Source organism: Corallococcus sp. CA047B (assembly GCF_003612065.1).
Lineage (GTDB): Bacteria > Myxococcota > Myxococcia > Myxococcales > Myxococcaceae > Corallococcus > Corallococcus praedator.
Genome location: NZ_RAWD01000085.1, coordinates 1 through 18,005, shown reverse-complemented (window position 1 = coordinate 18,005; position 18,005 = coordinate 1). Strand labels below are relative to the sequence as shown.

Below are 18,005 nucleotides of genomic sequence, written 5' to 3'. Positions count from 1 at the left end.
GTTTCACCCCAGGAGAAAGCCGAAGATGAGCAAGGAAAACTCCGTCGCCCCGACCGAACGCGTCAACATCGTCTACAAGCCGGCCACCGGCAATGCGCAGGAGCAGGTGGAACTGCCGCTGAAGACTCTCGTGATGGGAGACTTCACCGGTCGTGAGGATGACCGTCCGCTGGAGCAGCGCGCGCCCATCAACGTCGACAAGAGCAATTTCAACGAGGTGATGGCCCAGCAGGACCTGCGCGTCACCCTCTCCGCCGCCGACAAGCTCTCCAGCGAGGCGGGCGCGACCCTGTCCGTCAACCTCCAGTTCAAGAACCTGTCTGACTTCGCGCCCGAAAGCGTCGTCAACCAGGTGCCCGAACTCAAGAAGCTGCTGGAGCTGAGAAACGCGCTCAACGCGCTCAAGGGCCCCCTGGGCAACCTCCCGGCCTTCCGCAAGAAGCTGCAGTCCATGCTCAACGATGAGGAGGGCCGCAAGAAGCTCATCGAGGAGCTGGGACTCAAGCCCGAAGACATCGCCGCCGCCTCCGCCCCGACCAAGTAATCCGAAACGAGCGCGAACATGAGCACGCAAACCCAGACCCAGACCCCCGCCGCGGACGCCGCGATCGCTCTCGGCTCCAACTCGTTGCTCGACGAAATCCTCTCCGAGGCGAAGCTCAAGCCCAAGGACGAGGGCTATGACATTGCCCGCAAGGGCGTGCAGGCCTTCATCACGGAGATGCTGGCGCCGGACCGTGGCGAGGAGCGCATCGACAAGGCGCTCGTGGACGCGATGATCGCGGAGATCGACCAGCGCATGAGCGCGCAGGTCAATGAGATCCTCCACGACAAGCAGTTCCAGACGCTGGAGTCGTCCTGGCGCTCGCTGAAGTTCCTGGTGGACCGCGTGGACTTCCGCGAGAACACCCGCGTGGAGATGCTCAACGTCTCCAAGGCGGACCTGCTCAAGGACTTCGACGACGCGCCGGAGGTGGTGAAGTCAGGCCTGTACCGCATCGCCTACTCCAACGAGTACGGCGTCTTCGGCGGCAAGCCCTACGGCCTCATCACCGGCAACTACGACTTCGGGCCCGGCCCGCAGGACGTGGACCTGCTGCGCAAGTGCGCGTCCGTGGCCGCCATGGCGCACGCGCCGTTCATCGCCAACGCCAGCCCGGAGTTCTTCGGAGAGGAGAGCTTCCTCAACCTGCCGAACCTGAAGGACCTCAAGTCCTTCTTCGAGGGCCCCCAGTACGCGCGCTGGCACTCCTTCCGGGAGAGCGAGGACGCGCGCTACGTGGGCCTGTGCCTGCCGCGCTTCCTCCTGCGGCTGCCGTACGGGGAGAAGACGGTGCCGGTGAAGGCGTTCAACTTCACCGAGGACGTCGTCGGCCACCATGATCGCTACCTGTGGGGCTACGCCTCCACGGCGTTCGCCACGCGCGTGACGGACTCGTTCGGCAAGTTCCGCTGGAGCCCGAACATCATCGGGCCGCAGTCCGGCGGCGCGGTGGAGACGCTGCCCCTGCACCAGTACGAGGCCATGGGGGAGATCCAGACGAAGATCCCCACGGAGGTCATGCTCACGGAGCGCCGCGAGTTCGAACTCTCCGAGGAGGGCTTCATCGGCCTGGTGTTCCGCAAGGACGCGGACAACGCGGCGTTCTTCTCCGCCAACTCCACGCAGAAGCCCAAGTTCTTCGGCTCGTCGCCGGAGGGCAAGGCGGCGGAGACCAACTACCGGCTGGGCACGCAGCTGCCGTACATGTTCATCATGACCCGGCTCGCGCACTACGTGAAGGTGCTGCAGCGCGAGCAGATTGGCAGCTGGAAGGAGCGCGCGGACCTGGAGCGCGAACTCAACCAGTGGATGAGCCAGTACATCGCGGACATGGATGATCCGGCGCCCGCGGTGCGCTCGCGCCGCCCGCTGCGCGCAGCTCGTGTGACGGTGGAGGACGTGGAGGGCCAGCCGGGCTGGTACCGCTGCAACCTGCAGGTGCGCCCGCATTTCAAATACATGGGCGTGTCCTTCACGCTGTCGTTGGTTGGAAAGCTCGACAAGGAGTGAGCCCCTCTCGCATCGCAAATCGCCTGTCGTAACGCCCAAGCAGTCGGGGGGCTCCATCACACCCGATCCGCCCTCCCGCGGGCCGGGTCCAACGCGCGGGCAAGAAGCCGCGCACGAGGTGGCCGAAAATGGCTGAGACAGTACATCTGTACCTGAAGGCGAACGGCAGCGACATCAAGGGCGAGAGCACCCAGACGAGCCTCGGTCGTGAAGGCTCCATCGAGTGCGTCTACTACGAGCAGGAGGTCATCACGGCCCGCGAGGCGGGCTCCGGCCTGGCCACGGGGCGCCGCCAGTACCCGCCCCTGCTCATCCGCAAGCGCATCGACAAGAGCTCGCCGCTGCTCATGAAGGCGCTCGCGGAGAACCAGGTGGTGGAAGGCGTGCTGAAGTTCTTCCGCCCCAACCCCACGGGTGACGGCACCACCGAGCAGTTCTACACGGTGGGCTTCGCCCAGGGCCGCATCGGCAGCATCAAGCAGACGGTGCCCAACACCATCATCCCCGCCACCTCCACCGAGCCGCCCCTGGAGGAGGTCACCTTCGTGTTCCACACCATCAACTGGACGTACACGAACGGTGGCGTGACGCACGAGGACTCCTGGGCGACGCAGCGCTAGTCACCCTTTCGCGGGGCGCCCTTCCAAGACATGGGAAGGGCGCTTCGCGTCCGCCCCCAAGCCCCCATGGCCGAACGAGGACTGCTTTCCCGCATCGCGGCAGGCCAGGGCTCACTGGTGTCCCAGGGGGACATCGTGGAGTCGGTGGCCGCGCACCTGCGCGTGCTGCTCAACACGCGTCGGGGTGAATCCGCCGCGGCGCCGAACTTCGGCATCCTCGACTTCAACGACGTCGTGCACATGTACCCGTCCGCCATCCCGAAGATGCAGCAGTCCATCCGCATGGCCATCCAGGAGTTCGAGCCGCGCCTGAAGAGCGTGGTGGTGACGCACCAGCCGAACGAGGACGACCCGACGGCGCTGATGTTCGACATCAGCGCGCAGCTGTCCTGGAAGGGCCAGCGCGGCGCCCTCCGGTTCCACACGCACGTCCACCCGGGCGGCAAGGTGGAGCTGTGGTGAGCGCGGTCAGCGGCGCACGACGAGACGGGGGACGGGGATGTTCAGCAAGTACTACCTGAGTGAGTTGAGCTACTTGCGGGAGATGGGGCGCGCCTTCGGGCTTGCGAACCCCAGCGTCGCGGGCCTGCTGGTGGAGCGCGGCGCGGACCCGGACGTGGAGCGCCTGCTGGAGGGCTTCGCCTTCCTCACCGCCCGCATCCGCGAGCGCCTGGACGACAACGTCCCGGAGATGGTGCACGGCCTCACGGAATTGCTGCTGCCCCACTACCTGCGGCCCCTGCCCGCCACCACCATCGTGGAGTTCACGCCCCAGGTCCGCGCGCTGCGCGGGCGCTCACGCATCCCCGCGGGCGCGGAGGTGGCATCGCAGCCGATGGACGGCACGTCCTGCGTCTTCCGCACCACGTCCGACGTGGACCTGATGCCGCTGACGCTCCAGGACGCGATGTTGGACCGTTCGTCCCTGACGTCGCCCGTGCTGCGCCTGTTCTTCCAGACGCACGAGCAGGGCCGCGCGGAGGTGTTCCGCGCCGCGGGCGTGCGGCTCTTCATCCACGGGGAGCTGTCCGCCAGCTCGCTGGTGCTGCTGTGGCTCCTGCGCTACTGCAAGGCCGTGCGCGTGCGCGGGGCCTCCGACACCGGTCCGGGCCTCCGGCTGCCGCAGGACGCGGTGCGCGCCACGGGGTTCGAGCGCGACTTCAAGCTGCTGCCCTGGCCTCGGGCCACGGAGGGCTACCGGCTGCTCCAGGAGTACTTCACGCTGCCGGAGAAGTTCCTGTTCTTCGACGTGCGCGGCCTGGATGCCGCCGCCTCCTTCGTCACGGAGGACAAGTTCGAGATCGCCTTCGAGCTGGACCGTCCCCCGCCGATGGACGCGCGCATCACCCGGGAGATGTTCCGCCTGCACTGCGCGCCGGTCATCAACCTGTTCCAGGTGCCGGCGGACCCCATCCTCCACCACGCACTGGACCGCGAGCACCTGCTGCGGGCCTCGGACCTGCCGCCGCAGCACGCGGAGATCTATTCGGTGGACGCGGTGACGGGCATGCAGGCCGGGCGCAACGAGCGCCGCGCGTACCATCCCTTCTTCGACTTCGAGCACACCCGGGGCGAGGGCGCGGAGACGTCCTTCTTCCGCCAGCGGCGGGTGCACTCGCCCATCGACGACGGCATCGACACGTACCTCACGCTGGAGACGCCGCGTGACGTGGCGCCGCTGCTGGGTTCGGAGGAGGTGCTCTCCATCGACCTGACGTGCACCAACCGTTCGCTGCCGTCCCGGCTCCAGGTGGGCGACCTCACGGTGTCCACGTCGGCGTCGCCCACGCAGGCGAAGTTCAAGAACATCGCGCCGCTGAGCCGGCCCGCGCGGGCGCCGCTGGGCTCGGAGCTGCACTGGCGGCTGCTCTCGCACCTGGCCGTCAACCAGCGCTCGCTGTCGGACGCGGCGGCGCTGCGGCGGCTGCTGGACCTCTACAACTTCCAGGCGCTGGCGGACAACCTGGCCTCGCGCGCCAGCCGTCAGCGCGTGGACGCGGTGCAGGCCCTGAACGCGAAGCCGGTGACGCGCTTCCTGGAGGGCGCGCCCCTGCGTGGCAGCCTCACGACCATCGACGTGGACGAGAAGAACTTCCAGGGGGTGGGAGACGCCTTCCTCTTCGGCTGCATCCTGGATGAGCTGCTGGCCTCGAACGTGACCATCAACTCGTTCAGCGAGTTGAACGTCCGCCTCCACCCCTCTCAGACGGAGTTCTCGTGGCGCCCGAGGAACGGCTCCCAGCGCATCTCGTAGCGGCCAGCCGCGAGTTGGAGGAGGCGGCGCCCCGGCTGGGGTTCTTTCCGCTCGTGGCCTACCTGGAGCGCCTGACGGAGGGCGCCGTGCGGGTGGGCGACGTGGGGCCGGTGAGCGAGGAGATGATCCGCTTCCGGCATGATCCGTCGCTGGGCTTCTCCTCCGGGGACGTGAGCAGCGTCACGCTGCGCGAGGTGCCGGTGCGCGCGGAGGATCCGCACGCGCGCCGTCCGCTCTTCGAGGTCGCCACGCGCTTCCTGGGGCTCACCGGCACGGTCAGCCCGCTGCCCATGTACCTGGCGGAGGAGGTGGCCCAGGAGGACCCGGACCACGCCGTGCGCAGGGAGTTCCTGGACCTCTTCCACCACCGGCTCTTGTCGCTGCTCTACCGGCTGGAGACGCGCTACCGCGTCACCAGCGAATCCAACACGGGCTTCACGGACCAGTGGTCGCGGAGGCTGCTGGCGTTGGCGGGGTTCGACACCTACGAGCAGCACGCGGACAGCAAGCTGCCCATCTCACGGCTGCTGCGCATCGTGCCGCTCCTGGCCAACCAGGTGCGCACCGCGGAGAAGCTGGAGGTCGCGCTCCAGGAGGCGCTGGGCGAGGACCTGGAGGGGGCCACCGTCACGGTGCGCCAGTTCGTGGGGCGCTGGGTGGACATCGACGCGCGGGCGCGGCTGGGGCATTCGTTCAACCAGCTGGGTCGCAACATGCTGCTGGGGGGCAAGGCGTTTGACCGGACGGGGAAGATGCAGATCGCCATCGCGCCGCTCCCGCCCCGGGCCTACAAGCGGCTGCTGCCGGACGGCAACCTCCTGCCGATGGTGCGCGAGGTGATGGCGCTCTTCCTGCGGGATCCGCTGGAGTACGAGCTGGAGCTGGGGCTCACCGAGAGCGTCAGCCAGACCTTCTTCCTGTCCATGTACAACCACAAGGCGTCGCGGCTCGGCCGGGACACCTGGCTGGGCAACGGCCACCAGAACCGTCTGAGCGTTCCGGGCGCGTGAGCTTCGCGCCACCGGCGGTCCGGGGCTCACGGCCCCCGGGGTACCGGGACTTTCCTTTCATGCCGTCGAGGAGGGTGTTCCCATTCGTGTCGATCCCAAGGCGCTCGTCCGTCGCCTGACGCCTACGTCCACCCGCCTGCTGGAGGCGGCTGTCGCGCGCGCGAGCACGGGCCGCTTCTATGAAATCGTCGTCGAGCACCTGCTCGCGCAGTTGCTGGAGGCGGAGGACTCCGACGTCGCGCGCATCCTGAGCCACTTCCACGTGGACCGCCGGAAGCTGGCGGCCAGCGTGGACCGGGCCCTCCAGGGCATGCGCGCCGGGACGCCGGGCCGGCCCGTGTTCTCCGAGACGCTCTTCCAGTGGATTGAAGACGCGTGGTTGCAGGCGTCGGTGGAACAGGGCGCCACGCGCCTGCGCTCGGGCGTGTTGTTCGCCCAGTTCATCACCCGGAGGAACCGCTACACGGCGGAGACCTTCCCGGAGCTGGACGCCATCTCGCGCGACGAGCTGATGGACGCGCTGGAGGTGGTGCTGCGCCCGTCCGCGGAGACGGTGGAGGCCGCGCCTCCGGAGGGCACGCCAGCGGGCGCCTCCAACCTAGCGCAGTCGGGAGGACGCGGGGACGAGTCCCTCAAGCGCTTCACCACGTCGTTCACGGGGCGGGTGCGCGAGGGGAAGATCGATCCCATCTTCGGCAGGCACCGGGAGATCCGCCAGATGGTGGACATCCTGTCGCGGCGCCGGAAGAACAACCCCATCCTGGTGGGCGAGCCGGGCGTGGGAAAGACGGCGCTGGTGGAGGGGCTCGCGTGGGCCATCGTCAAGGGCGAGGTGCCCGACGCGCTGAAGAACGTGGAGCTGCTGGGCCTGGACCTGGGCCTCTTGCAAGCCGGTGCGGGCGTGCGAGGTGAGTTCGAGAACCGCCTCAAGGCCGTCATCTCCGAGGTGAAGGCCTCCCCCACCCCCATCGTGCTCTTCATCGACGAGGCGCACACCATCATCGGCGCGGGAGGTTCCGCGGGAGGCAGCGACGCGGCGAACCTGCTCAAGCCGGCGCTCGCGCGAGGCGAGCTGCGCACGCTCGCGGCCACCACCTGGAGCGAATACAAGAAGTACTTCGAGAAGGACGCCGCGCTGGAGCGCCGCTTCCAGCCGGTGAAGGTGGAGGAGCCGGGCGTCGAGGACGCGGAGCTGATGCTGCGGGGCCTGCGTGCAACCTACGAGGCCGCGCACGGCGTCACCATCCGCGACGAGGCCGTCACGGCCGCGGTGAGACTGTCGCAGCGATACATCTCCGGCCGGCAGCTTCCGGACAAGGCCGTGGACCTGCTCGATACGGCGGCGGCGCGCGTGAAGATCGAGCAGTCGACGCGGCCCGATGAGCTGGTGGCCCTGGAGCAGCAGATCGCCGGCCTGGAGCGCGAGCGCGACGCGCGCAAGCGGGACCTGTCGGAGGGCCACCCCGGAGACGCGGACGCGGTGGAGCAGGTGGAGTCGCGACTGAGCGCGGTGAGGGATCAGCTGGCCACGCTGCACGGGCGCTGGGAGACGGAGCGCGCGGGGGTGGCGAGGCTGTCCGCGGCGAGGAAGGCGCTCGCCACGTCTGCGCCGGACGCGGACCGGCAGGCGCTGAAGGAGGAAGTGGACGCGGCGTCGTTGGCGCTGGCCCGGGTGCGTGGCGAGGAGCCGCTGGTCCACGCGGACGTGGACGCGGACATCGTGGCGCGGGTCGTGTCCAGTTGGACGGGCGTGCCCGTGGGCAAGATGCGCAGCGACCTGATTGAAGCGGTGCTGAGCCTGGAGTCGAAGCTCGCGTCGCGCGTGCGGGGGCAGGACGCGGCGGTGCGCAAGGTGGCGGAGATCATCCGCATCTCGCAGGCGGGCATCCGCAACCCGGACACGCCCATTGGCGTGGTGCTCTTCGTGGGGCCCAGCGGCGTGGGCAAGACGGAGACGGCGCTGGCGCTGGCCGACAGCCTCTATGGCGGCGAGCGGTTCATGACGACGCTCAACATGAGCGAGTTCCAGGAGAAGCACACCGTGTCGCGGCTCATCGGTTCGCCGCCGGGCTACGTGGGCTACGGCGAGGGCGGCCTGCTGACGGAGGCCGTGCGCCAGCGGCCCTACTCCGTGGTGCTGCTCGACGAGTGCGAGAAGGCCGACCTGGAGGTGATGAACCTCTTCTACCAGGTGTTCGACAAGGGGATGCTGACGGACGGCGAGGGCCGCGCCGTGGACTTCCGCAACACGGTCATCATCCTGACGAGCAACCTGGCGTCGGACATCGTGATGCGGATGTTCGACGGGGACGCGGCGCCCACGTCGGACCAGGTGATGGCGGCGATCCGCCCGGCCTTGAGTCAGCACTTCAAGCCGGCGCTGCTGGCGCGCATGACCATCGTGCCGTTCGGACCGGTGCAGCGCGACGTGATGCGGCAGATCGCGGAGATGAAGCTCGACAAGCTGGTGGGCCGCGTGCGCGCGGCGCACGGCGTGGAGACGACGCTGGCGCCGGAGCTGCTGGACGAGCTTGCCCGCCGCTGCACGGAGTCCGAGACGGGAGCCCGCAACCTGGAGCAGATCCTCCAGGGTTCGCTGATGCCGGCGCTGTCCCGGGAGCTGCTGCAGAAGCTCGCGGGCGGCGAGGTTCCGCCCCGTCTGCACATCGCACTGACCGCCGAAGGAGACTGGTCGCTCCAGTTCTCCGGAGCCTGAGCCCCATGGCGACCTCCATGATGAAACAACTGGTGATGCTCACAGGTGTCGCGCTGACGCTGCAGACGGGCTGCGCCACCACGAAGCCCGCGCCCCAGCTCTGCCAGAGGGACGCGGACCTCAACGTGCGCTCCGCGCCCACGCCGGACGTCTGGTTCGCGCTGCTGCTGCACGGCTACGACAAGGAGCGCAACGTGGTGCCCAGGCCCGCGGTGGACTGCTCGGGCGCGCCGGTCGTCTGGCAGGACCCGGTGCTGGACGAATGCCGCGAAGCAGGCCCACCCTCCGAACCCCTTCCGCCGGCGGAGAAGCTGACGGAGGAGGACCTGGTGATGGTGACGACCCAGGCCCGCGAGCGGCTGGTCTGGGTCATCACGCGCCGCTACACCAACGGCGAGGGCGTAGGCCCCGTCGCAAGGGTGCTGACGACGGAGACCGGCTTCTCCGTGGAGGCCCTGGGCACGCTGCGAGCGCTGCCACTGCGCGCGCAGCTGCGGATGGAGCACGTGGCGGGCACGGAGGTGCTGGTGGCCGAGGGAGACGCCTGCACCACCGATGCATCAGAGGAACAGGTGTGCCGACGCGCGGTGCGCATCATGCCGCTGCGAAGCCACCGCTTCTTCGGTGAGGCGGTGTCCAGCAAGAACAAGGCCTGCCTGGGCGCTGCCTGGTTCCCGCTCAGCCGCGAGCTGTCCTTCACGCTGCCCAGCGGCCTGCGTCGCACGTACGAGCTGGCGTCGACGGTGTCGTTCAAGGCGGACGGCATCACGGTGCAGGAGCAGGTGCAGGTGACGGATTCGGATCCGACACAGCCGGCCGTGGCGCCGCGCCTCTACCGCCGAGCGCAGGACCACCGGGAGCTCACGGTGCAGGACAACGTCCTGCAGGGCAGCGCGCCCTCGCTGTGGGTGCGGATGATTGAACAGCAGCTCCTGGCCGGGGCGAAGCCGCTGCCGGAGCAGGAAGTGTTGCCACGCACTCCACCGTCGGTCACGAAGGAAGCCGCGCCGAAGACCGCGTCCGGCGCGAAGCCCTGAACCCGCCGTCCAGGAGCGCATGCGCATGGAAAACGTGCAGCGGTTGGTGGCCCGGCGGGTCGAGAAGCTGCTGGAGCAGCTCGCGTTGCTGGTGACGCGGGGGCGGACGGGAGAGGCCGTGCCGTCCGTGGGCGTCACCCTGCACCTGACGCATGGCCATCAGGTGAGCGGCGAGCTGTTGGACTTCCTTCCGAAGGAAGCCGTGCTGCTGGCGTTGAAGAAGGAGGGCCTGTTGCGCTCCGAGTCGGTGACGTACGTGGACCTGGCGTCGGTGGTGGCGGTGACGGTGACGGACGCGGGCAAGCTGGCGCAGGTGCCCGGCATGGTGCGGCCCCTGCCCACGCGGTCGGATCTGCAGAAGCTGTCGGAGCAGCTTGCCAAGGGCATCACGGAGCAGTTCTGGCCGAGCGAAGGTGCGCTGGGCGGACAGGTGCTGCGCTTCGAGGTGGACTGGGTGGGGCTGGACGACGAACCGGGACGGCTGGCGTTGGAGCTGGCGCTGAACGTCGCCTCGCACGCGCTGAAGGAGCTGGGGCGGAGCGAGAAGCACGGACGTGATGCCATCCGGCGCATCGCGACGGTGCGCTTCGTCAAGGGCAAGGAGACGTCGGCGGAGCTGGAGGGCGACACCGGCACGGTGACGGTGGGTCCGGGGCCCACGCCAACGGTGCAGGGATTCCGCAAGGGTTTCACCGTGGAGCAGTGAGAACATCCAGGCATGGGACATCCCTCCATCGAGAACGAGACGCCGTTCGCCCAGGGCCTGATGGGGCTGGCGGACGAGGAAGGGCGTCCCCTGCTCCTGGTGGTCATCAAGGCCACGTACACGCTGACCGGGACGGGGCTGCGGCTCGCGAGGCAGCAGGTGCCCGTCAAGTGGAGCGGCGAGCCCCTGGGCAAGCCCGGTGAGTCCAGCGACCGGTACGAATCCGAGGGAGCCTTCATCAAGCCCGCGACGGACGTGGTGCTGCTCGGGCATGCGCACGCGCCCCGGAGCGGCGCGACGGAGACACTGGTGGCGCTCCAGGTGGGTCCGCTGAAGAAGGCGGTGCGAGTCACGGGCGAGCGCACGTGGTTCAAGAGCCTGGGACGCGTGGCCGCGACGAAGCCCCTGCCCTTCGAACGGATTCCCCTCACGTGGGAGCGCGCCTTTGGAGGCTGGGACAAGACGGATGCGCAGAAGCCCTCCTTCGAGCCACGCAACCCCGTGGGCACGGGCTTCCGCGCGAGTCCGCGCCACTTCGAGGAAGGACTGGCGCTCCCCAACCTGGAGGACCCCGAGGATCCGCTGCGCGACTTCGGTCAGCAGGTGAGGCCCGCGGGGTTCGGCTTCACGTCGCCGCACTGGCACCCGCGCGCACGGTACGCGGGGACCTACGATGAAGCCTGGAACAAGACACGCAAGCCGCTGTTGCCCCGGGACTTCGACCGGCGCTTCTTCAACGCGGCCGCGCCGGGCCTCATCGCCCCGGGCTACCTGAAGGGCGACGAACCCATCGTCATCGCGGGAGCCTCGGCGAAGGGCCGACTGTCCTTCGACCTGCCCGGCCAGGCCGCGCCGAATGTCCTGGTGGAGCAGACAGGCGGCGAGGACATCCAGCCCGAGATGCACCTGGACACAGTCCTCCTGGACACGGATGAGGACCAGGTGCTGCTGACCTGGCGGGGGCACGTGGTGCTGCGGGACGGAATCCACGACGTGCGAAGCCTGCGCATCACAGCGGGCCAGGACTTCTGATCACGGCTGAAGCATCAACACACAAGGAAGACAATGTCGATCAATACTGGCGTGAACAAAACGTCAGTAGTCACCAAGGACAGCAATGGCACCACCGTCGCTTTTCCAGACGTGTGCAAAACGCCATCCCCGGCAGGCCCCATCCCCTACCCCAATGTGGCGCAGTCCTCGGACACCGCTAAGGGCACCAAGACGGTGACAGTGGGAGGCAATCCCGTGTGCGTGAAGGACTCAAACTTCAGCACCAGCACAGGGGACGAAGCAGGGTCAGCGGGAGGAGGCGTCGTGTCCGCCAAGACGAAGGGAAAGGCTGAGTTCGTCAACTTCTCGTTCGATGTGCAGATGGACGGCAAGAACGTGGCGCGCGCGATGGATTTGATGCTTCACAACGACAAGAACACGCCCCCGTCACCGCTCATGCAGGCTCCACTGATGGCAGCCGGCAAGGGCAAGGCTCAATGCAACTGCTTGGTCTGCGAAAAGGAGTTCTAGGGTAGGAACAGGGCGAAGGATGGCGCACCTTCGCTTCACTTCGAAGACAATCGTCACTACCTGTTCAAGGCGCGCCCTTCATATGTCCACGATGTCCTCTCCTGGAAGGATGCGACCAATGGCAGCGCCCCCACCGCACCATGCACTTCCAATTGCGTGGGAGATGCTGGAAACCCACCTTGATGAGTCTGGGTACCTGTGGGGCCGCTGGAGACATGCCCTCGTTGCTCCGGACCATGTCCTGGATGATGTCACAGGACTGGAAGAACGACTGCTGGCTCACGTCGACGCGCTTGTCCTTGCCGGTTCCCCAGCGAGGACACGACTCCTGGCGCCCGCGCTGCGTCAGGAAGGGGATCCGGGCAGGGTCGAAGCCGCCGCGCTCGCGTTGCTGCTCCAGGAGACTCCGGAAGGGGTACTCAAAAGCATCCTCGAAGACCTGCAAGAAGAAGCGGGCCTTCTGGGAAGCGGCGTCCGCCAGGCACTTCGGCTCGCGGGAGGCAAGAGACTGGAGTTCGTACTGCGTACCTTTCTGATTCCCACAACGCCACCTCCGTTGCTTGCCGCTGCCCTGGATGCCTTGGGGGCATGGCGCGTGAACCTGGGACCGGAACTGAGCTCGTTCCTCAGACATGAAGTCCCCGAGGTCAGAGCGGCGGCATTTCGTTGCATGAAGGCCTTCTCGGCCCTCATGCCCGATGCATTGCTAGAGGAAGGCCTGCACTCCACGTTTCCAGAGGTCCGTGAGGCCGCGTTGGAGCTGGGACTTATCGGAGGAAACCATCTGGCGTGGCGGGAGTGCCGCCGACAGGTAACAGGGCGTGGACCCCTCCGGGGACTGGCATTGAGGGCCCTGGCCATCGCTGGCGGGAGCGACAACCAGCGCCTTCTGTTCGAGGCATTGGAAACTCCCACCTCGCGTCGGGAGTGCATACAGGTGCTTGGCCTGCTCGGCACGGTGGACGCGGCAAGGACCTGCCTGGAGCTGATGCGGCAGGAGCCGTGGACGGCACTCGCCGCAGAGGCCTTCTCGACGATTACGGGGCGGACGATGGAGCCTGCCGACGACGTGAAGGAGGCCACGGCGGAGGACGAAGACGAGGATGCGCGGCATCCTGGTACTCCCACACCGGAAACGACGCTTCCTGTGCCCGATGTTTCGGCGGTGGAGGCCTGGTGGAAAGAAAAGGCCAGGGGATTCAATCCCACGACCCGATACATCCATGGCCAGCCCTTCGGGCAAGCAGCATTGTTGGAGGCACTGCGGGAGGCGTCCATGTACCGTCGCAACACACTGGCACCTGTATTGGAGCTGAGGACCCGTGGGGAACTGGCCCTTGACCCATTCACCTGGACGCGGATCCAACTCGCGCGGATGGAAGCCGCACACAGGCTGCCTGCGAGGCACTTCTCTCGTTGCCTTGAAGGCACAGCACATGGTTGATCCTCGAATGCCCGGTGCCAGGAATGAGCCCGGAGGAAAACCGTGAAGGTGTTCGTCAGCGGATTGGGAATGGCCTCCTGCCTCGGCCCCGCCGTTCCAGCGTGTGCCGCCTTCCGAGCCAATCTGCAGCGTCCATCTCCTGCGTTGGAAACCGACCTCTCCCTTCCTGGAGATGAGTTCCCACAACCCATCACCGTCCGTACCCTGCCGGGTGCGACTTTTGGCTTCACGGGCGTTGGACGACTTGTTGCGCTTGCGTGTGAAGTGCTCAAAGACCTCTGGACACGATCGGACCTGGAGGCATTCGGGGCTGAGACCGGCTTCTATCTGGCCCTGCCCGATCCTCTGGAACGGGGGATGGACCTGGGCGGACCAGATGACACGCTGGACCAGCGGATCGATTCTCTGGGGACGCGGGTACTCAAAGCCAGCCTGCGCAACCTGGGATTGGGCTGGAAGGGGCCACGACGCTTCTTCGGAGGAGGTCATGTGGCCTTTGCGCAGGCATTGCACGAAGCCCATGCCCAGTTGCAGCATGCCGGGCTTCGGTCGTGCGTGGTGATGGGGCTGGACTGCTTGGTCGAGGAATCCACCCTCGAAGCGCTCATGGAGGACCACCGACTGAAGACGCTGGACCAGCCCGTGGGATTGACGCCCGGAGAAGCTGGCGCGGCGTTGCTCCTCTCACGCAACGAAACAGCTCCGTCGCCAGGAGTACCCAACGTGCTACTTCGAGCGGTACGGCTGGGCCGAGAGCCTCACCCCCGAGGCTCCGACCGGCCCTCGGATGGCCGCGCCCTGGCGGGATGCGCCAGGGATGCACTGGCAACGGTCGAACAGACACTGTCGCCGCCGCTGCTCGTGAGTGACCACAATGGAGAAGAAGCACGAGCCCGGGAATGGGGAATGGTCCTGCTCCATCTGCGCGCTCAGGATGCCATGGAGTCGAGCCCTCGTGCTTGGTTTCCATCACTCGGATTCGGCGATGTAGGGGCCGCATCAGGCGCGGTCGCGGTCTGTGTGGCCACCCGCGGCTTGCAGCGGCGCTATGCACCGTCGTCCACCTGTCTCATCCTTTCCACTGCTGACGATGCAGGACGTGCCGCGATGCTGCTGGAGGCCGAACCTTCATCGCGGTCCAAGGACGCCTCGCCATGACGACCCACGACGCACGGCACGAGCCCAACTCCGAACTGGCCCGGCGGCTCAACGCCATCTATCACCGCAACATGGAGCGCAAGGACGCAGCGCGGAAGGACGCCAAGAGCGAAGCCAAGAAGTCGCCGAAGAAGAGCAAGAAGAAGGCGGAGCCTGCCTCCGAAGAGGGCCACCTCGATCCCAATGCTCCGCTCAACGGAGTGCTGTCCAAGGGCGACAACTACTCACGCCGAGGTTACACATACCTCAAGAGCCAGGACGGTCGGGGGGTCTACCGGAATTTCAGCCATGCCCACCTGAATGAGATTCGGGAGATGGTGAAGGAACGAGCGGAATTCCCAGGAGGACCGAAGGAAAACTTCAATCCCTCCTTCGCTCAGCAATTTCCGTATGAGTGGGCAGCCCATCACATCCTGCCAGGCTCGGCCTTCTACTACGTGATGAAGGACGGCCAGCCAGCATTCACCTACAAACAAATCCGTTTGCTATTGATGTCCGACTACAACATCAATCATGGGCACAACCTCATCATGCTTCCCAGGGAGGATTGGGCCGTACCAGTCCACTCCCTCATCTGCCACCCCAGCGATCATGAGGCCTATACGCTGCGAATCATGGAAGAAATGAGGAAGGTGGCCAAGCGCCTCCAGGAAGTCATCGACTCAGGCAAGCCCCATGGCTCCCTGGCAGAATCGGCGTTCGAGGCGTTGAAGAAAATGGAGGAGCAATTCTGGAACCTCCTGACCGGCATCAGTCGCCGGCTCGTGGCTGCCAAGGTCGCCGGAGTAAGGTATGTGGGACCCGGTTCCGAGCACGTGCGGTACGAAAACAAGAGCGGCACCCTCTACGAGTGGGGCAGCCTCTGGTAGGAAAGCAGCCGACATGAACTATTGGGTCTTGAAGGCGGAATCACCGGATGGGGCCATCATCGACGCGATGCCCAAGGACAGTCCCACCAACTGGAAGCTCAGCAAGGGAGAGCCGCTGGGGCGCCAGTTCCCGATGGGGGGCAAGGTTTCATTCTCCGACCACTTCATGGATCGGCGGAAGGTGTACGACTTCGTTCGAAACACGGTCGGCGTCTTGTTGGTGTCCTCCCGTGTCAACCAAGTGCTGAAGGAACTGCAGGTGGACAACACGGAGTTCCTGCCCGTCACCCTCTGCGATCACCAATGGAATCCGGTGGGCAAGGACTATGGAGTCCTCAATGTCCTGGGCTCGCAGGATGTCATTGACATGCAGAAGTCCGACTACGACATCGATCCCATCACCCAGAAGGAACTCACCCGGCTGGGAAACCTGGTGCTGACGAAGGACGGGATCGATCCGAAGGCGCAGGTGTTCCGAGCCAGAGACATGATGGAGTTGATCCTCATCTCGGATCGGGTCCGGGAGGCCTTCGTCAACGCCGGACTGACCGGGTTCGTCGCCCACCCCGCTGAAGGCTTCGACGACATGTTCGCCTGAACGTTTCGGGCATCGCAAGGGAGGGAACACCGTGGCTCGGCTTGCGGCACTCAGGGAAGATTCGGGACGGGCGATCCAGCGGATGCTTCGTCAAATCGAACCCGGGACCGGACGCGAAGCGCTCGTGCACGACGTGGATGAACTCTGCCTCCACTTCCATGTCGTTGCGGTCGCCACGTTGTTGGTGGACGGCAACCCCCAAGGATTCTTCGTCAACCTGTGCCGGGCCGCAGAGAACTGGCGAAGACTGTTGGTTTTTCTGCACCGCGAAGCGCTTCCCCTCCCTGCGTCCCGGAGCACCGCTCCTCTGCTCGGAGCCACGGCTTCGGGGCATTGGGAGCTGGCTCGACAGTTGGCGGCACTCGCGGAGACGCGCTGGCGCCCAGAGGACGAATACCGCACCGAGCATGCATGGGCACAGGTCGTCCACGCCCTGATTGCTCCGGGCACGAGGGATGCCCTGCTGCCGAGGATCGAAGATCTGGAGACAGCGGAGGGCGAGACGAACAGTGGCCTCGCAGCGTGCGCCCGCGCCTTGATGGACGGCGATGGCGAGTGCTTCACCGAAGCGTTCCGATATGCAGGGCTGGTCCACGGGGAGGATATCGAGAGACGCGCCAGGCTCTTCACCACCCCTGTGACACGCTTCGCGCCTCGACGAGCCATCTGGCTGGAGGGCCTGGCCCTGCTCAGGCTCGCGGAGCGCCTGGGCATCGCGCCCCATGAGGAGCACTTTCGCTATTGTCCCCCGCTCGCCCGCCTGCCCATGACGGAGACCTACCGCGGCGACTGGGTGGTCTCCCTGGCAGGATGATCCGGACGAAAAGCCTTCGCTCTCCGATTTGGGAACGCTGACCATCAAGTCGAAGTACGGCGCTACCGATAAGACCGCCCTGCTGCTCTACGAGGGCCCCTGGCTCTGACCGGCGAGGCCCCCCCGTCCAGGTGGGGCCCATCTCCCCGCCCCAGTGCTTCCTGGCCCCCGAAAGTGGGCTGCCCGGGAGGCAACAAAGCAGCCGTGACCCATTCCCGGCCGGGTGTCAGGCTCTTCCGTTCGCGCCGTCCGAAGTTCTTGCGGTCATGTCCCTGGCTCGATATAGGGGCGGGGCTTCACGGCCAGGTAGCTCACCTGGTTAGAGCGGCGGTCTCATAATCCGCAGGTAGTCGGTTCAAGTCCGACCCTGGCCACTGCCCCGTCCCCGGTTCTCTGGGGACGGGGCATCTTTTTTCCCGGAGTGTGGCTCGCTCCCTTCTCCTGGTGGGCCCCTGCCCCTTTCGGGGTCTCGCCCGGGCGCCCCTCCCTGCATTCCGATTCCGACGTCGCCCATGTCCTGGTGCGCCTGGGCGGGCATTCGGACGTGCCGGGCTGGACATGCCGCCCTGGGCCGCCACGAGACGACCGAGCCCCTCGGGCGGGGCGAGACGACGGCTCTGACGGTGAGGTGGTAGACGGGCAACCCTCCAGGTCGTCCTGACGACGTCCACGTCCGAAAACGGCCAGACAACCCCGGCCCGCCGTGGGACCTTTGTCCCATGAACGGCCTGGACCCCGCCGCCTGCTACCGCGCGCTCACGACACGGGACGCCCGCTTCGACGGGCGCTTCTTCACGGCCGTGAGGACGACGCGCATCTACTGCCGCCCCGTCTGCCCGGCCCGCGCCCCCCGCTTCGAAAACTGCGCCTTCTACCCCTCCGCCGCGGCCGCCCAGGAGGCAGGCTTCCGCCCGTGCCTCCGCTGCCGGCCGGAGACGTCTCCCACGCTCGCCCCCTGGCGCGGCACCTCCGTCACCGTCTCCCGCGCCCTGGCCCTCATCGCCGACGGTCTGCTCGACGCCGATGACGGGAACGTCGAAACGCTGGCGGACCGGCTCGGCGTCGGCGACCGCCAGCTGCGGCGGCTGTTCCAGCAACACCTGGGGGCCTCCCCCGTCGCCGTGGCGCAGACGCGCCGCGTCCTCTTCGCCCGCCAGCTCCTCCACGAAACGCACCTGTCCATGGCCGAGGTCGCCCTCGCC

General features: G+C 66.9%; 17 protein-coding genes and 1 tRNA gene. All 18 read left to right on the top strand.

Features of this window, described 5'->3' with window-relative positions; all coding sequences use genetic code 11:
- Positions 1–25 precede the first annotated feature (25 nt).
- Positions 26–544: a type VI secretion system contractile sheath small subunit gene (tssB, locus tag D7X74_RS15785; RefSeq protein ID WP_120533791.1), complete on the top strand. Its 519-nt coding sequence runs from the start codon at positions 26–28 to the stop codon at positions 542–544.
- Positions 545–562: 18 nt separating this feature from the next.
- On the top strand, positions 563–2,053 hold the full coding sequence (tssC, locus tag D7X74_RS15780) for a type VI secretion system contractile sheath large subunit (RefSeq protein WP_120533790.1): 1,491 nt from the start codon (positions 563–565) through the stop codon (positions 2,051–2,053).
- Positions 2,054–2,181: 128 nt separating this feature from the next.
- Positions 2,182–2,673: a type VI secretion system tube protein TssD gene (gene tssD, locus D7X74_RS15775; protein WP_120533789.1), complete on the top strand. Its 492-nt coding sequence runs from the start codon at positions 2,182–2,184 to the stop codon at positions 2,671–2,673.
- A gap of 66 nt (positions 2,674–2,739) precedes the next feature.
- Positions 2,740–3,135: a type VI secretion system baseplate subunit TssE gene (gene tssE / locus D7X74_RS15770; protein ID WP_120533788.1), complete on the top strand. Its 396-nt coding sequence runs from the start codon at positions 2,740–2,742 to the stop codon at positions 3,133–3,135.
- A gap of 37 nt (positions 3,136–3,172) precedes the next feature.
- Positions 3,173–4,927, top strand: coding sequence for a type VI secretion system baseplate subunit TssF (gene tssF / locus D7X74_RS15765; RefSeq protein WP_120533787.1), 1,755 nt, complete (start codon positions 3,173–3,175; stop codon positions 4,925–4,927).
- A complete protein-coding gene (gene tssG / locus D7X74_RS15760) occupies positions 4,891–5,937 on the top strand; it encodes a type VI secretion system baseplate subunit TssG (RefSeq protein WP_199732819.1) in 1,047 nt (348 codons plus the stop codon). The genes tssF and tssG overlap by 37 nt, the downstream gene beginning before the upstream one ends.
- A 115-nt stretch (positions 5,938–6,052) precedes the next feature.
- Positions 6,053–8,653 (top strand): type VI secretion system ATPase TssH, encoded by a 2,601-nt coding sequence (gene tssH / locus D7X74_RS15755; RefSeq protein WP_370450759.1) that lies wholly within the window; start codon positions 6,053–6,055, stop codon positions 8,651–8,653.
- A gap of 5 nt (positions 8,654–8,658) precedes the next feature.
- On the top strand, positions 8,659–9,690 hold the full coding sequence (locus D7X74_RS15750; protein ID WP_120533785.1) for a hypothetical protein: 1,032 nt from the start codon (positions 8,659–8,661) through the stop codon (positions 9,688–9,690).
- A 25-nt stretch (positions 9,691–9,715) separates the two neighbouring features.
- Entirely contained in the window at positions 9,716–10,396 is a 681-nt protein-coding gene (locus tag D7X74_RS15745) for a hypothetical protein (RefSeq protein ID WP_147446577.1), read from the top strand.
- Positions 10,397–10,408: 12 nt separating this feature from the next.
- Positions 10,409–11,428: a DUF2169 domain-containing protein gene (locus D7X74_RS15740; protein WP_120533783.1), complete on the top strand. Its 1,020-nt coding sequence runs from the start codon at positions 10,409–10,411 to the stop codon at positions 11,426–11,428.
- A gap of 33 nt (positions 11,429–11,461) precedes the next feature.
- Positions 11,462–11,920 carry a DUF4150 domain-containing protein gene (locus tag D7X74_RS15735; protein ID WP_120533782.1) on the top strand — a complete coding sequence of 153 codons (459 nt, stop codon included), beginning with the start codon at positions 11,462–11,464 and terminating at the stop codon, positions 11,918–11,920.
- A 118-nt stretch (positions 11,921–12,038) separates the two neighbouring features.
- A complete protein-coding gene (locus D7X74_RS15730; protein WP_233602114.1) occupies positions 12,039–13,364 on the top strand; it encodes a TIGR02270 family protein in 1,326 nt (441 codons plus the stop codon).
- 42 nt (positions 13,365–13,406) lie between these two features.
- On the top strand, positions 13,407–14,522 hold the full coding sequence (locus D7X74_RS15725) for a hypothetical protein (RefSeq protein WP_120533780.1): 1,116 nt from the start codon (positions 13,407–13,409) through the stop codon (positions 14,520–14,522).
- Positions 14,519–15,391: an AHH domain-containing protein gene (locus D7X74_RS15720; RefSeq protein WP_120533779.1), complete on the top strand. Its 873-nt coding sequence runs from the start codon at positions 14,519–14,521 to the stop codon at positions 15,389–15,391. Before D7X74_RS15725 ends, D7X74_RS15720 begins: the two co-directional genes overlap by 4 nt.
- A 13-nt stretch (positions 15,392–15,404) precedes the next feature.
- Positions 15,405–15,989 carry an imm11 family protein gene (locus tag D7X74_RS15715; protein WP_120533778.1) on the top strand — a complete coding sequence of 195 codons (585 nt, stop codon included), beginning with the start codon at positions 15,405–15,407 and terminating at the stop codon, positions 15,987–15,989.
- 31 nt (positions 15,990–16,020) lie between these two features.
- Positions 16,021–16,803: an immunity 49 family protein gene (locus D7X74_RS15710; protein ID WP_120533777.1), complete on the top strand. Its 783-nt coding sequence runs from the start codon at positions 16,021–16,023 to the stop codon at positions 16,801–16,803.
- Positions 16,804–17,103: 300 nt separating this feature from the next.
- Positions 17,104–17,177, top strand: a tRNA-Ile gene (locus D7X74_RS15705).
- Between the two features lie 345 nt (positions 17,178–17,522).
- Positions 17,523–18,005, top strand: a 483-nt coding sequence (locus D7X74_RS15700) for a bifunctional transcriptional activator/DNA repair enzyme AdaA (protein WP_120533776.1), incomplete at its 3' end; no start/stop codon positions are given.

Bases quoted from the DNA above. Each gene is read 5' to 3' on its own strand.
- tssB (WP_120533791.1), top strand. From the start codon at position 26: ATGAGCAAGGAAAACTCCGTCGCCCCGACCGAACGCGTCAACATCGTC.
- tssC (WP_120533790.1), top strand. From the start codon at position 563: ATGAGCACGCAAACCCAGACCCAGACCCCCGCCGCGGACGCCGCGATC.
- tssD (WP_120533789.1), top strand. From the start codon at position 2,182: ATGGCTGAGACAGTACATCTGTACCTGAAGGCGAACGGCAGCGACATC.
- tssE (WP_120533788.1), top strand. From the start codon at position 2,740: ATGGCCGAACGAGGACTGCTTTCCCGCATCGCGGCAGGCCAGGGCTCA.
- tssF (WP_120533787.1), top strand. From the start codon at position 3,173: ATGTTCAGCAAGTACTACCTGAGTGAGTTGAGCTACTTGCGGGAGATG.
- D7X74_RS15750 (WP_120533785.1), top strand. From the start codon at position 8,659: ATGGCGACCTCCATGATGAAACAACTGGTGATGCTCACAGGTGTCGCG.
- D7X74_RS15745 (WP_147446577.1), top strand. From the start codon at position 9,716: ATGGAAAACGTGCAGCGGTTGGTGGCCCGGCGGGTCGAGAAGCTGCTG.
- D7X74_RS15740 (WP_120533783.1), top strand. From the start codon at position 10,409: ATGGGACATCCCTCCATCGAGAACGAGACGCCGTTCGCCCAGGGCCTG.
- D7X74_RS15735 (WP_120533782.1), top strand. From the start codon at position 11,462: ATGTCGATCAATACTGGCGTGAACAAAACGTCAGTAGTCACCAAGGAC.
- D7X74_RS15730 (WP_233602114.1), top strand. From the start codon at position 12,039: ATGGCAGCGCCCCCACCGCACCATGCACTTCCAATTGCGTGGGAGATG.
- D7X74_RS15720 (WP_120533779.1), top strand. From the start codon at position 14,519: ATGACGACCCACGACGCACGGCACGAGCCCAACTCCGAACTGGCCCGG.
- D7X74_RS15715 (WP_120533778.1), top strand. From the start codon at position 15,405: ATGAACTATTGGGTCTTGAAGGCGGAATCACCGGATGGGGCCATCATC.